The organism is Streptococcus mitis, assembly GCF_013305725.1.
GTDB classification, from domain to species: Bacteria; Bacillota; Bacilli; order Lactobacillales; family Streptococcaceae; genus Streptococcus; species Streptococcus mitis_BO.
This window is the reverse complement of sequence record NZ_CP047883.1, coordinates 86,040-98,891: the sequence shown is the minus strand read 5'-3', so window position 1 is coordinate 98,891 and position 12,852 is coordinate 86,040. Positions and strand designations below refer to the sequence as shown.

At 40.7% G+C, this 12,852-nt stretch carries 13 protein-coding genes and 2 pseudogenes; 4 read left to right on the top strand and 11 right to left on the bottom strand.

Annotated features, from left to right (window positions below):
* Positions 1–133: 133 nt before the first annotated feature.
* From M594_RS00470 to M594_RS00440, 7 genes are all read right to left on the bottom strand, one after another.
* On the bottom strand, positions 134–1,381 hold the full coding sequence (locus M594_RS00470) for a toxic anion resistance protein (RefSeq protein WP_125443474.1): 1,248 nt from the start codon (positions 1,379–1,381) through the stop codon (positions 134–136).
* A gap of 21 nt (positions 1,382–1,402) precedes the next feature.
* Positions 1,403–2,209: a hypothetical protein gene (locus tag M594_RS00465; RefSeq protein WP_173875682.1), complete on the bottom strand. Its 807-nt coding sequence runs from the start codon at positions 2,207–2,209 to the stop codon at positions 1,403–1,405.
* Between the two features lie 1,068 nt (positions 2,210–3,277).
* Entirely contained in the window at positions 3,278–3,505 is a 228-nt protein-coding gene (locus M594_RS00460) for a 16S rRNA processing protein RimM (RefSeq protein ID WP_173875681.1), read from the bottom strand.
* A 38-nt stretch (positions 3,506–3,543) separates the two neighbouring features.
* A complete protein-coding gene (locus M594_RS00455; RefSeq protein WP_173875623.1) occupies positions 3,544–3,786 on the bottom strand; it encodes a hypothetical protein in 243 nt (80 codons plus the stop codon).
* A gap of 44 nt (positions 3,787–3,830) precedes the next feature.
* Positions 3,831–4,100, bottom strand: coding sequence for a hypothetical protein (locus M594_RS00450; RefSeq protein WP_173875680.1), 270 nt, complete (start codon positions 4,098–4,100; stop codon positions 3,831–3,833).
* Positions 4,093–4,362 (bottom strand): hypothetical protein, encoded by a 270-nt coding sequence (locus tag M594_RS00445; RefSeq protein WP_173875679.1) that lies wholly within the window; start codon positions 4,360–4,362, stop codon positions 4,093–4,095. The genes M594_RS00450 and M594_RS00445 overlap by 8 nt, the downstream gene beginning before the upstream one ends.
* A gap of 10 nt (positions 4,363–4,372) precedes the next feature.
* A complete protein-coding gene (locus M594_RS00440) occupies positions 4,373–4,561 on the bottom strand; it encodes a hypothetical protein (protein WP_080710438.1) in 189 nt (62 codons plus the stop codon).
* A gap of 393 nt (positions 4,562–4,954) precedes the next feature.
* Here M594_RS00440 and M594_RS10065 point away from each other — a divergent pair.
* The 4 genes and pseudogenes from M594_RS10065 to M594_RS00420 form a co-directional block, all read left to right on the top strand.
* Positions 4,955–5,140, top strand: a pseudogene (locus M594_RS10065) (CPCC family cysteine-rich protein); the annotation flags it as partial.
* Positions 5,141–5,355: 215 nt separating this feature from the next.
* Positions 5,356–5,565 (top strand): CPCC family cysteine-rich protein, encoded by a 210-nt coding sequence (locus M594_RS00430; protein WP_049544541.1) that lies wholly within the window; start codon positions 5,356–5,358, stop codon positions 5,563–5,565.
* Between the two features lie 30 nt (positions 5,566–5,595).
* Positions 5,596–5,808: a hypothetical protein gene (locus M594_RS00425; RefSeq protein WP_049544542.1), complete on the top strand. Its 213-nt coding sequence runs from the start codon at positions 5,596–5,598 to the stop codon at positions 5,806–5,808.
* Positions 5,809–6,299: 491 nt separating this feature from the next.
* Positions 6,300–6,557 (top strand): annotated as a pseudogene (locus M594_RS00420) (tyrosine-type recombinase/integrase); the annotation flags it as partial.
* A gap of 95 nt (positions 6,558–6,652) precedes the next feature.
* Here the strand turns inward: M594_RS00420 and rpsD are convergent.
* The 4 genes from rpsD to M594_RS00400 all read right to left on the bottom strand — a co-directional run bounded on the left by rpsD (position 6,653) and on the right by M594_RS00400 (position 12,782).
* Positions 6,653–7,264: a 30S ribosomal protein S4 gene (gene rpsD, locus M594_RS00415; protein ID WP_000092756.1), complete on the bottom strand. Its 612-nt coding sequence runs from the start codon at positions 7,262–7,264 to the stop codon at positions 6,653–6,655.
* 194 nt (positions 7,265–7,458) lie between these two features.
* Positions 7,459–8,511 (bottom strand): HAMP domain-containing sensor histidine kinase, encoded by a 1,053-nt coding sequence (locus tag M594_RS00410; protein WP_173875677.1) that lies wholly within the window; start codon positions 8,509–8,511, stop codon positions 7,459–7,461.
* On the bottom strand, positions 8,508–9,206 hold the full coding sequence (locus M594_RS00405) for a response regulator transcription factor (protein ID WP_173875676.1): 699 nt from the start codon (positions 9,204–9,206) through the stop codon (positions 8,508–8,510). The genes M594_RS00410 and M594_RS00405 overlap by 4 nt, the downstream gene beginning before the upstream one ends.
* A 123-nt stretch (positions 9,207–9,329) precedes the next feature.
* Positions 9,330–12,782, bottom strand: coding sequence for an SSURE domain-containing protein (locus M594_RS00400; protein WP_173875675.1), 3,453 nt, complete (start codon positions 12,780–12,782; stop codon positions 9,330–9,332).
* Positions 12,783–12,852: the final 70 nt, after the last annotated feature.

Sequence of the window (12,852 nt, the reverse complement as noted above, 5' to 3'; positions counted from 1 at the left end):
TCAAACCACGTCAGCGTCGCCTTACCGTACTCAAGTACAGCCTGCGGCTAGCTTCCTAGTTTTCTCTTTGATTTTCATTGAGTATAAAACAAGCAAAATCCCCTGCAAACTATGCTTGCAGGGGACTTGTGTGTTATTCTTGTACTTCTTTCTGGGCGGCCTTGCCTTGATCTAGAAGGGCTTGGACGATTTTCTCATCGCGTAGCTTGACAGAATCGTTGATCATTTCTGCGGACTTGACGATGGTTGTTTCTAGTTGGGCACGTTTCTGGCGTCCCAATTCAATTGCTGCGACGATACCTTGGTTTTGAGCGACCAGACTTTCAGCCAGTTTGGTAACCGATTCGACAGCGACTGTCGGGCTTTGAGCAATTCGTTCCATTTGCGGAATCACTTCCTTACTGGTTTCAGCTAGCATCTGAAGTGCAGCATTATTGGCATTGACAATGGCATCTGCCACGACACCTGATTTCATGGATTGTTGCAAAATACCAAGTTGAGCAATGGAAAGCTTCATTGTTGGAATCGTATTGCGACGAAGCATGCCCAATTTTTGGCGCATATCAGATGACACCTTCACCAGATTGCGCATCTGAGGTGTTGTTGCCCAGGCCACATAGAGACGGCTGACATACTCGGTGTGCTGTTGTTCGAGGGTATTGACCACTTCAGCCATGCGGGCCAATTCTTGTGACTTGGTTTGGTATTCTACCGAACTTGTATCGAGTTGGTCAGCTTGAGCTTTCAGTTCGGCAGCGCGTTTGCCAGCTTCTGTCTGGCTGGCTTCGATAAAGGAAATCACTCCCACCAGATTTTCAATGGATTTGGTATTGTCCTCAATCAACATCTCAGCAGAGACGATATTTCGAGCTAGCACATCTTCTTGCTTGACCACTGCGGCAGCCATACCATCGAGCTTTTGCTCCACTGTTTTTGAGTCAAAGTAAAATTCTTGTAGCGTATTCTTGCTCTTGTTAAACAAGCGTTGCAAAAAGTTTGGCTTTTCTTCTAACTCAGCAATTTCAGCGTTCTTGTATTTGACTACAAAGCCTTGCAACTCACGGTTGGTATTCTTGAGAAGATCATCCACTTGGGGAATCTGCAATTTCTTTTGTTCTGACAAGATACGATTGACCGTATTGTTTACGCCTTCTACAGCAGATTGTCCAAAATCCAAAAGAGCATTTTGATTGGTGACAAATTGGTCTACTAACTGGGGCACGTGCGCCTTGATTCCTTCTTGCTGCTCAGGACTCAACTTTTCTAAGAAGGTCAAGGTCTTGTCTGAGCCAGTATTTGTCTCGATGATTTGGGTTGTTTTATCCACCTTAGCTACCGTATTATTGGCAATCTGGTCAATATCAAAATTAAATTCTGTCATGGTTACTCCTTTGTTTCTAACCTATTCTTTACGATCTTTTTCTAGGATACGCAAACTGATATCAAAATCACGCATATCTGTTTCATTGAGTTCTCTCAGAACTTGGTCCAGCTCAAGGTCAAATTGTTCGATAGCTGCTTTAGCTTGCTCTAAGCGTTCTTCTGCCCGATTATAGTTCTTCGGATTGGCCTTAATCTTTAAATAGCCTTCTAAAATCGTTTGGAATTTCTCCATCTTCAAACTATGAATGGCCGTCAATTCTTCCTTATCACCCTCAGCAGAGGTAGCAATCTTGTCTAAAATGGCCTGATGATCAATGGCAATATTGGCTAATGTCTGGGACAATTCTGGAGCTAATTCCTCTGGCTCCGCATTCTCAAGATCTACCTGACTTTCCCTATCCAAACGTTCTAGCTGAACATCGATAGTTGCCCTCACTGTACGAACCTTTTTGTCAATACGGTTGTAGATATCAGCATCGATATAGGACTTGAGACGATCCGCCTCCTGATGAATTTCCCGCAGTTCGATCAAGACTTGATTAGCCAAACTCTTATAGGAATCTGAGCCTTTTTCTACTAAAGTTCCCTCTAATTGCTGAATATCTTTATCAGCCTGGCGAATCCTGGCTTTTAAAAGCTCAATTCGATCATCGAGCGAACGATCCTGCAAAAGAGGATAGCGCCAACGTTTATAGAGACGATAACCACCATATCCTAGCAGGACACAAGCCGCAAGTGGAAGAGCATATTGAACCAAAAGGCCCAGTAAGAACAAGAAGCCCCAAAAATAGAGACAACCTTTCCAAAAACCATTACCCAATTTCATAAACATTCCTTATTTTCAATTTATAAGTCTATTTTAGCACAAAAGACAAAAATGAGGGCGGAAATTCCCTAGAAAAGAATTGATTTCTTTGATGTAGAATGGAGCTTGGTAGCGCGTGTGCTAATTTCAATGTAATGGACTCAAACCACAAACACACTCTGATTAATATCAAAACAAAAGCTTGAAATATCGGAGGGGTTGTGTTAGAATTGGACTATAGTGATGATAATTGTCTAACAAGGCAACAAAAAGCCCCAACGTTCCAGCGTTGAGGTTTTTTTGGCTTATTGCCCCTTAAAGGTTATTTCTTGCGTGAGTTAAGCCATTTCTCAAACAAGGTTGTCAAAATATTGACTACTAAGGGTGCTAGAAAAATTGTGATGATAATTTCTAACATCGGCAACACCTCCCTTCATTAAATTGAGGGGGCTCAAACATTATATCATAGCAGATTTATATCATCAATATCGCGTATAAAAAACAAAAGCTTGAAATATCGGGGGAGTTGTGTTAGAATGAAAGCATAAAGGGAAAATAATGCTTCTAGCATATATAACTAAAAAGCCCCACCGTGCCACCGATAGGGGTTTTTTGCTACCCTCTAAAAGGGTTAAATGCTACTTGCTACGTCTCTTTATCCATAGCTTGAAAAGCTCAGATAGTACGTTAACAAGTAACGGAGCTAGAAAAAGGGAAAGTAACTCTAGCATACATAACACCTCCCTTCCTTAAAGTGAGGGGGCCAAAACATTATATCATCAACATCACTTAATTATTGGAATAGATAGACTTAGATACGCAAATAATCTTACTAGCAAATCTCTAAGCAAACCCAGAAATCAACGTTTTAAGACAAAGAAAAAAGCCCCTAGATTCATAGCTAAGGGCTGATTGACTTGCAAGGATAGGCAGGACTGTCGGGGCTCCTGCATTTCTCGACCCACTTATAAGTGGCGCGTTGGTGACAGATTCTCAACCTCTATCCTTCATATCTTCATTATAGCACTTTTTTCTCAATTTTCAATCTGTGCATCTGAATTTATTGTCTATCTTTTTCTCTAGTGTCCTTCAACCATATTGCACTTCAACCTCACTCATGATTTCCAGCAAAGTTTTCCCGTTTATCTGTAAAGAAATTAACTCATCAAAAGATACCACTTTATATTCATTATCTCCAAGTACGACTACAATGTCATAAACAGAATTAGGAAAAATACCACATACTTGACCCTTATAATCAAAAGAAGCGTCCCAAACATTGTCATACAATACTCGTAAATCATCAAATATCGCCATAATATATCTTGATTCTCCTATATAAGATATTCCACAACTTATCCAAAGCCATACAAAAACTTATCTGGCAATTCTTTTCCTAACTTAATACTTTTACTTAAAGTATCTTTTACAAACGAAGCGAATTGTCCTAGATCATCTCCAACATAGCTATATTCCAAAGTAGTTTTATCGATAGTTGCAATACCTTTACAACCTCCACTCACAATAGAATACTGCCTCTTAGAGGTTCCATCTTCTATTTTGTACATCGTAATAATTTGTTTATCAATCTTTATCATTTTCTATTTAGTGTAAAATAAGGCACTGGAATTATTCTTGACTCTCAAAAATATAATTGCAACAAGGTATCGAAATCGTCTTCGAAAACATTTTGACTATTCTGTTTTATTTGCTCAATGATTTTATCCTTTTTATCTCTGTCCAAAGGGAGTGTTTCAAACGCTTCTTCTTTTACTAATAATTCACCATTTTCTCCCTGGAATTCTTTTGTAATTTTTCTAATATGACTCTCGAAATCGATAGATTGAAGTTCTTCGTCGTTGATGTTATCTTCAATCGCATCTAGCAACAAACTGATTGAAATTTTAATCATCTTTAAATACTTCCCTATGCGTAAATACCGCCACTTTATTCATCAAGTCGTCCTCTGTGTAGTCAATTGTAAAAGTATCTAAACTAAATGGAATTGAATGAATCATAGGGACACTATGCACCCTATACTCTTTTTCTCCAATTCTCACAAAATGATTGATTTTCAAATTTGAAAAATCAGGATTCTCAACAGTAATAGAAACAAGACGATGCGCTATTTTATAAACATCAATTATCTTATTTTTCGTGTTTAACTTATCCATAATTATTATTTTAATACTTATGTTCTTGGTAATCAAAACCTATTTTAGATTTAATACTATCAAATAAATCTAAAATAGATTGTGGAGTGTCTTTCTTAAATGATACAGTAGGTTTATCTTGGTCTGGATAAACTTGGTCAACCCACTCATGAATTTGATTATAAAAAATCAACAGCTCTTTGCTTGGTGGTATCATCATATCTAGAACGAAACCTCCTTTACTTTAACTTCATTATAAACTTTCCTATCCTAATATTCAATCCACAAGATACCATTACAATAGCTTTTTAGAAAATGGTAAGTATCCTTTACTGTCTCTTTAATTTTCATGATTTGATTTCTTATACTCAATGAAAATCAAAATGCAAACTAGGAAGCTAGCCGCAGGCTGTGCTTGAGTTCAGCAGGCAAGAAACTAGCACGGTCAAACGTCCTTTTTTTATTACCTAATAATACTATCATACCACATCTAGAAAACACACTAAATTATTAGTAATCCCCCTCGGTTTGCAGTATAATGATGGAAAGGCGGGTTGATACTCACGGTTCACCAAAAAGACTGGTTTGGCGAGTTTATGGAGGAGGGATTTATATGGATAGATCAAAAAAGACTTGGGTAATTGATGGATATTTATGGTTAAATTGCCCTGTTTGCGGAACTGAAGTTATGGACTATGATATCTGTGACGTCTGTCGTTGGCAAAATACAGGTATTATAAATATAGACGGTGGCCCGAATAAGATCACTCTCGCCGAAGCCAAAGAAGCTTACGCAAGGAGAAAAATCGTAAAAATTCGAGAATTTGATACAGTGTTGTTAAAAAACGGTCAAACGGCGACAATTGTCGAAAAGTTAAGTGAAGATACTTTTATTGCTGACATAGGAGATTCCCCGAAAGACTGGGATAGCATTACAATTACAATCAATGATATTGAAAAAGTAAGTGTATAGAAATAGCTAATATATTTGTATAGTGTTGGGAGTAACCTTAAATGAATAAGACTGGAAAAAAGAATTTAATCATCATTAACGGCAGCGAATATGTCCATTGTCCAGTATGTGGTACTGTTACAGCAGTGTATGATATCTGTGACGTTTGTCAGTGGCAAAATACAGGAGAAACTAATATAGATGGTGGTCCTAATGAAATGACACTTGCAGAAGCCAAAGAAGCTTATGTTAAAGGAATTCCAATAATATAACAGACTATAGTAGCATTAAAGGAGAGACTGTTGGAACTTATAGAATTTAATAACAAGGTTGTCAGAATCACCGATATTGATGGCCAAATATTTGAAGGCGTAGCTCTTTACGAAGACAAAGATGTCTATGATGAAGAACTTGATGGATTATCCGTTAATTCTGGAACCAGATGGATTAAACTCTTTGAAGATGAAATCAAGAAAGTTGAAATTACTGATAAAATTGACCAGTACCTCATATAACTGAAATAGCTTTAATCTATCTATAAATCGTCTTGCGAATATCTCACGTCCTACATCATACAATCACTTATCTTCAAGTCTAAGTCTAGTCTCTGAATTGCTTTATCAAAATTTTTAATGCTTTTTAGTTTCTTTTCTACTTGGTTAGTGGTCACGCTGGTATTCCTTATAGTATAATTAGTTTAAAGAGAAGTGAGGTAGAAATGATAGTGTCGCTACGCAACTTCATAGTATGAGATGACGGGACAGGCACACCGTCCACTACTCTTGAGCGCTTAGATTATTCTAAGTGCTTTTTTATTTTCTCTTGGTTCACTCTTACTTCAAGACTACTCTCATACCACTAAATAAGCAATTAAGAAGAGTTTTATCTCTCCTATCTCCTTGTCATTCTACGAGCAACTAAGGCAAGTTATTGCTTTGCTTATCTGCTTATCATTTTGTAAGCATCAAATTTAAAATGATAGACTTTTAAACTTCTCTTATTTCCTCAATACCCAAACAATAAAACACTATCAACTCGTTTAAACACACGTTTCAAACATGCTGGTGTACCTAATATTGGATTCCACGGTTTTAGACACACACACGCTAGTCTTTTGCTAAACTCTGGAATACCATATAAAGAATTACAACACCGTCTAGGTCATTCTACACTAGCTATGACTATGGACACTTACAGTCATCTCTCCAAAGAAAAAGCAAAAACAGCCGTCTCATTTTATGAGAAAGCTGTGAGTTCGTTATAAGTGATGACAAAAATGATGACAAACCCAGAAATCAATGTTTTAAGACAAAGCAAAAAGCCCACTGTTGCAGGCTTTCTGTAAGATATATCTTAAAATTAAAGCATTTTGTTGTAGAATTCAACGACAAGTGCTTCATTGATTTCTGGGTTGATTTCGTCGCGTTCTGGCAAGCGAGTCAATGAACCTTCCAATTTTTCAGCGTCGAATGATACGAATGCTGGACGTCCAAGAGTAGCTTCTACTGCTTCAAGGATAGCTGGAACTTTCAATGATTTTTCACGAACTGAGATCACTTGACCTGGAGTTACGCGGTATGATGGGATATCAACGCGTTTTCCGTCAACAAGGATGTGACCGTGGTTTACGAATTGACGAGCTTGACGACGAGTAGTCGCAAGACCAAGACGGTAAACAACGTTATCCAAACGACGTTCCAAAAGAAGCATGAAGTTGAAACCTAGGATTCCGCCTTTGATTTTTGTAGCTTGTACGAACAAGTTACGGAATTGTTTTTCACCTACACCGTAAGTGAAACGAAGTTTTTGTTTTTCAGCCAATTGCAAACCGTATTCTGACAATTTAGAACGGTTGTTTGGTCCGTGTTGTCCTGGTACGTAGTTACGACGTGCCAATTCTTTACCTGTACCTGTAAGTGAAAGGCCAAGGCGACGAGCTTGTTTCCAAGATGGTCCTGTATAACGTGACATGTGTATGTCCTCCTGATATAAATAATATTTCGGTGGAAATAGTCACTTAGAAAGCCCTGATTCGTGCAGATGCCCTTCGCCTAAACAGCCAAGGTTACTTATCATAAGACACCTGTTGACGAGCTTCATGCTTTCCTGCTGATATTTCGCACAAAATCCATTCTACCATGAATAGCTAGATTTGTAAAGAGGTTTTAAGCTTTATTTTCACTGCCAGAGAGATTGAGAAGGAGGGTAAAGGTGCTTCCTAGGCCGTACTGGCTGCTGACTATGATTTCCCCACCCAATTGATGGGCCAATTCACGCGCAATCGCAAGACCAAGACCATGACCACCTGTTTTCATGTTACGCGAAGTTTCTACACGATAAAGGCGTTTGAAAATATTCTCCAAATCCTCTGGGGCAATCCCCTGTCCCTCATCAGTCACACTGATTGAAAGCTGGTTATTTTCCAGCTTAGCTACCACTTCCAGCTTGGTTCCTGGAGCTGAGTATTTAAAAGCATTATTGACCAGATTCACCAAGATACGAGAAAGTTTGGCATAATCTCCCTCAATCCGGGCAGACTCTGGAATTACCTGCAAATGGACATCTCGCTCCTCCTGCTCAATCAAGAACTGAAATTCACTCATGCACTCAATCAAGAGCTGGTCCAGAAAAATACTGTCTTTGCTGGTCGTTTCCACCTGATTTCTAGCTGTGTTTAGAGTCAAAAAATTCAACTCCTCAACCAGTTTATTGAGTCTTTCCGTCTGACGCCCAATGGTTGCTAGATAATGGTCCTGTTCTCCTTCCTTGATAACCCCATCCAAAATCCCTTCTACCGTCGCTTGGATCGAAGTGATGGGAGTCTTGATATCATGCGAAAGTTGAGCAATCATCAAGCCCTTTTCTCGTTCGCTTTCTTCCAAGGAATCAAAGGTGGCCTGCAAATCATGGGACATTTCATTGAAAGCTTGGCCTAATTGTTGAAATTCTACAGGACCTTGAACCTCCAGATTTGAAGGAAAATCCTTGTCCGCTACCCGCTTGGCATGTTCCTTGAGTTTGCCCAATGAAGTAAAGACCGGCGATAGGAGAAAGAGACTAATCCCAGCACCGACAAGGCTGGCAACGATGGTCATTCCAAGCAGAAAGTAAATCTCGCTTTTCTCAATCAGCATTTTTTGAACAGCCCAAAAAACCACGATAATCGTTAGGAGTGTTGAAATGATATACCCTACTAAAATATAACTTTTTAATTTCATTGACTACCTCGTGCTTTCTCAATTTTGTAGCCCAAACCCCAGACAGTTTTTATAGCAGGCGTTTCTGCGCTGGCATATTTAGCCAACTCCTGTCGAAGAGCATGAATATGAACATTCAAGGTATTGGTGTCATCCACATAGTCTTCTTGCCAGACTTTTTCATAGAGGTCTGTCTTAGAAAAAACCCGCTCTGGATTGCTCGCTAAAAGCCATAGAAGTTCGAAGGATTTGACGGTCAAATCAAGCGCCACATCTCCGACTTGGACCTCATGGCTACCGTGATTCATCCGTAAATCCCCGAGACTGACGACTTCTGTCTCACCTCCACGATGAAGGCGACGCAAGATATTGTGGACACGCAAAACCAGCTCACGAGGGCTAAAGGGCTTGGCGATAAAGTCATCTGCCCCCAGGCTTAAGCCGTAAATCTTGTCCTGCTCACTGGTCTTAGCCGTGATAAAGAGAAAAGGCTGATCTGGAGATTGATACTGAACCTCACTAATCAAATCATAACCATCCATCCGAGGCATCATGATATCTGTAATAATCAAATCAATTGGTTTTCGCTTGAAGATTTCTAAGGCCTCTACTCCATCATGGGCCACCAAAACCTGATATCCTGCCTGAACCAGATAACGTTGATGAATATCTGTGATTTCTACCTCGTCGTCAACGAGTAAAATTGTCTTTCCCATCTGTCTCTCCTTTGAAAAAAACAGTGCTATACCACAATAGTATAACACTATTTTAATCTCTTTACGAACATTCTAAACGATATCTAGATTTTTCATATCCTAGATAGAAAGTCTGTAGCTAGACTAGTCATTTTCTTCTTTTTTAGCTTTCAAACCGAGTCCACCTAACAGGCCGGCCAAGGCTAATCCAAAGAATCCAAGAGTAGCCATTGATGTTTGGGCTTCACCAGTATATGGAAGCATGTCTTTTTGGTCTTTCATGTGATCAGCCATCATTGGACTTGACACCTTGTTAGCAGACGCCATCTTGCCTTCATCAGACATTTTGCTTGAGGTTAGCATAGGCTGGCTAGCATTCATGGTTTTGTCCTGCTCTTTGTTAGGCATCATCTTATCTTGGCTAGCAGCTGGCATTTGAGATTTCATCTCATTGAGGGACTTATACCCATTCAAGTTCACTGTCAATTCTTTAGTCGCTACAAGGTTGCTCAAGTCTGCCTTGCCATCTTTAGCACCGTATACCTTGATAGTGGCTTTATAGCTTTGAGTGCCGTTTTGTTTCAAGAGGTCTAGAAGCTCTTTATCTGATTTACCTTGGGTACCTGCCAAGTCCACTTCGTAGAAGTAGAGGCCTTTGCCCAATTTTTCTACTGGTGGGAGAGCAGGATTTTTAGCTGAACCATTGTCTGACCATGGAGCCTTGTCTGATGCTTTCAAGATAAGGCGAGTCAACATACCGTCACCAGCAAAGAATTCGTATGGAATAACTTGGTTGACGCCGGCTGTGAACGGTCCAGGGAAATTAGCTTTGTCTAGGTAAGTGGCTGGAACATCTACTGTGTCTTTGGTGTTGTCGGCTACGCCTTTTTGGACTTCAGCTGGGGTAGTTAAGCCATTCAAGTTGACATCCAAATCTTTAGTCGCTACGAGGTTGCTCAAATCGGCCTTGCCGTCCTTCGCACCATAAACCTTGATAGTTGCCTTGTAACTTTGAGTGCCGTTTTGTTTCAAGAGGTCTAGAAGCTCTTTATCAGATTTACCTTGGGTGCCGGCCAAGTCCACTTCATAGAAGTAGAGACCTTTGCCCAATTTTTCTACTGGTGGAAGAGCAGGATTTTTAGCTGAGCCGTTATCTGACCATGGAGCCTTGTCGGATGCTTTCAAAATAAGGCGAGTCAACATACCGTCACCAGCGAAGAATTCGTATGGAATGACTTGGTTGACACCGGCTGTGAATGGACCAGGGAAGTTAGCTTTGTCCAAGTAAGATGCCGGAACATCCACTGTATCTTTAGTGTTGTCGGCCACACCTTTTTGCACTTCAGCTGGAGTAGTCAAGCCGTTCAAGTTGACATCCAAATCCTTAGTCGCTACAAGATTAGTCAAATCAGCCTTTCCATCTTTGGCACCGTACACTTTAATAGTAGCTTTATAACTTTGAGTTCCGTTTTGTTTCAAGAGGTCTAGAAGCTCTTTGTCAGATTTGCCTTGGGTACCAGCCAAATCTACTTCATAGAAGTAAAGACCTTTGCCCAATTTTTCTACTGGTGGAAGAGCTGGATTTTTAGCTGAACCATTGTCTGACCATGGAGCCTTGTCTGAAGCTTTCAAGATAAGGCGAGTCAACATACCGTCACCAGCGAAGAATTCGTATGGAATGACTTGGTTGACACCGGCTGTGAATGGGCCTGGGAAATTCGCTTTATCCAAGTAAGTAGCTGGGACATCTACTGTGTCTTTAGTATTGTCTGCCACACCTTTTTGAACTTCAGCTGGGGTAGTTAAGCCATTCAAATTAACATCCAAATCTTTTGTCGCTACGAGGTTAGTCAAATCGGCCTTGCCATCTTTTGCGCCGTACACTTTGATGGTAGCTTTATAGCTTTGTGTGCCATTTTGTTTTAACAAGTCTAGAAGCTCTTTATCTGACTTACCTTGAGTGCCGGCCAAGTCTACTTCGTAGAAGTAGAGGCCTTTGCCCAATTTTTCTACTGGTGGGAGAGCGGGATTTTTGGCTGAGCCGTTGTCTGACCATGGGGCCTTGTCGGATGCTTTCAAGATAAGGCGAGTCAACATACCATCACCTGCGAAAAATTCATATGGGATGACTTGATTAACACCGGCTGTAAATGGCCCTGGGAAATTAGCTTTATCCAAGTAAGTAGCTGGGACGTCTACTGTATCTTTAGTGTTGTCAGCCACACCTTTTTGGACTTCAGCTGGAGTTGTTAAGCCATTCAAATTGACATCCAAATCTTTTGTTGCTACAAGATTAGTCAAATCGGCCTTACCGTCCTTCGCACCGTACACTTTGATAGTTGCCTTGTAACTTTGAGTTCCGTTTTGTTTCAAGAGGTCTAGAAGCTCTTTATCAGATTTACCTTGGGTACCTGCCAAATCCACTTCGTAGAAGTAGAGGCCTTTGCCCAATTTTTCTACTGGTGGGAGAGCGGGATTTTTGGCTGAGCCGTTGTCTGACCATGGGGCCTTGTCTGAGGCTTTCAAGATAAGGCGAGTCAACATACCATCACCGGCGAAGAATTCGTAAGGAATGACTTGGTTAACACCGGCTGTGAATGGGCCTGGGAAGTTGGCCTTGTCCAAGTAAGTAGCTGGAACGTCTACCGTGTCTTTAGTATTGTCAGCTACGCCCTTTTGCACTTCAGCTGGAGTAGTTAAGCCATTCAAATTGACATCCAAATCCTTAGTCGCTACGAGGTTGCTTAAATCGGCCTTACCATCTTTAGCACCGTATACCTTGATAGTGGCTTTATAACTTTGTGTACCATTTTGTTTCAAGAGGTCAAGAAGATCTTTATCTGATTTGCCTTGAGTTCCTGCCAAGTCTACTTCATAGAAGTAAAGACCTTTACCTAAGTTTTCTACTGGTGGAAGGGCCGGATTTTTAGCTGAACCATTGTCTGACCATGGGGCCTTGTCTGAAGACTTCAAGATAAGGCGAGTCAACATACCGTCACCAGCGAAGAATTCGTATGGAATGACTTGGTTGACACCGGCTGTGAATGGGCCTGGGAAGTTCGCTTTGTCCAAGTAAGATGCCGGAACATCCACTGTATCTTTAGTGTTGTCGGCCACACCTTTTTGCACTTCAGCTGGGGTGGTTGCTGGCTGAGCTTCACTTGCTTCACGGTCTTGTCCAGCAACTGTAGATGCAGAACTTTCCACAGGTTTAACTGCATCTTCTGTTTGTTTCTTAGAGTCAGATTGTGCTTGCACTTCTTTTGGTGCTGCTACTGGCTCTTTAGCAGTTTCGTCCGCTTTTTCTGAAGAGCTTGTGGTATCCACACTTGCTTTAGGTGTTGGAATAGACTGTTCTGAAGGAAGAGCTACATCGACTGCTTTTTTGAGAACCTCTGCTGGTAAGTCGCTCTTTTCACTCACCGAAGCAGCGCCTGGCACGACTTGGGCAGGAGTCGGATTGACGACATCAGCACGCGCAGAACTTGGTTGACCAACTAGGACAAAGAAGCCACTGGCCACAACAACTGAAGCAACACCGACACTGAGACGGCGAATAGACCAACGAGTATATCTCTGATTTGGATTGAATTTCATAGGATTCTCCTTAGAGCTTTCTTTTTTTGATGACTCTAGTATAATCTCCTAAAATTAAAAAGGATTAAGA

Excerpts from the sequence above, each read along its gene's own strand:
- M594_RS00405 (WP_173875676.1), bottom strand. The coding sequence starts at position 9,206 with ATGGGAAAGACAATTTTACTCGTTGACGACGAGGTAGAAATCACAGAT.
- M594_RS00470 (WP_125443474.1), bottom strand. The coding sequence starts at position 1,381 with ATGACAGAATTTAATTTTGATATTGACCAGATTGCCAATAATACGGTA.
- M594_RS00430 (WP_049544541.1), top strand. The coding sequence starts at position 5,356 with ATGAATAAGACTGGAAAAAAGAATTTAATCATCATTAACGGCAGCGAA.
- M594_RS00400 (WP_173875675.1), bottom strand. The coding sequence starts at position 12,782 with ATGAAATTCAATCCAAATCAGAGATATACTCGTTGGTCTATTCGCCGT.
- M594_RS00440 (WP_080710438.1), bottom strand. The coding sequence starts at position 4,561 with ATGATGATACCACCAAGCAAAGAGCTGTTGATTTTTTATAATCAAATT.
- M594_RS00410 (WP_173875677.1), bottom strand. The coding sequence starts at position 8,511 with ATGAAATTAAAAAGTTATATTTTAGTAGGGTATATCATTTCAACACTC.
- rpsD (WP_000092756.1), bottom strand. The coding sequence starts at position 7,264 with ATGTCACGTTATACAGGACCATCTTGGAAACAAGCTCGTCGCCTTGGC.
- M594_RS00465 (WP_173875682.1), bottom strand. The coding sequence starts at position 2,209 with ATGAAATTGGGTAATGGTTTTTGGAAAGGTTGTCTCTATTTTTGGGGC.
- M594_RS00455 (WP_173875623.1), bottom strand. The coding sequence starts at position 3,786 with ATGATAAAGATTGATAAACAAATTATTACGATGTACAAAATAGAAGAT.
- M594_RS00460 (WP_173875681.1), bottom strand. The coding sequence starts at position 3,505 with ATGGCGATATTTGATGATTTACGAGTATTGTATGACAATGTTTGGGAC.
- M594_RS00445 (WP_173875679.1), bottom strand. The coding sequence starts at position 4,362 with ATGGATAAGTTAAACACGAAAAATAAGATAATTGATGTTTATAAAATA.
- M594_RS00450 (WP_173875680.1), bottom strand. The coding sequence starts at position 4,100 with ATGATTAAAATTTCAATCAGTTTGTTGCTAGATGCGATTGAAGATAAC.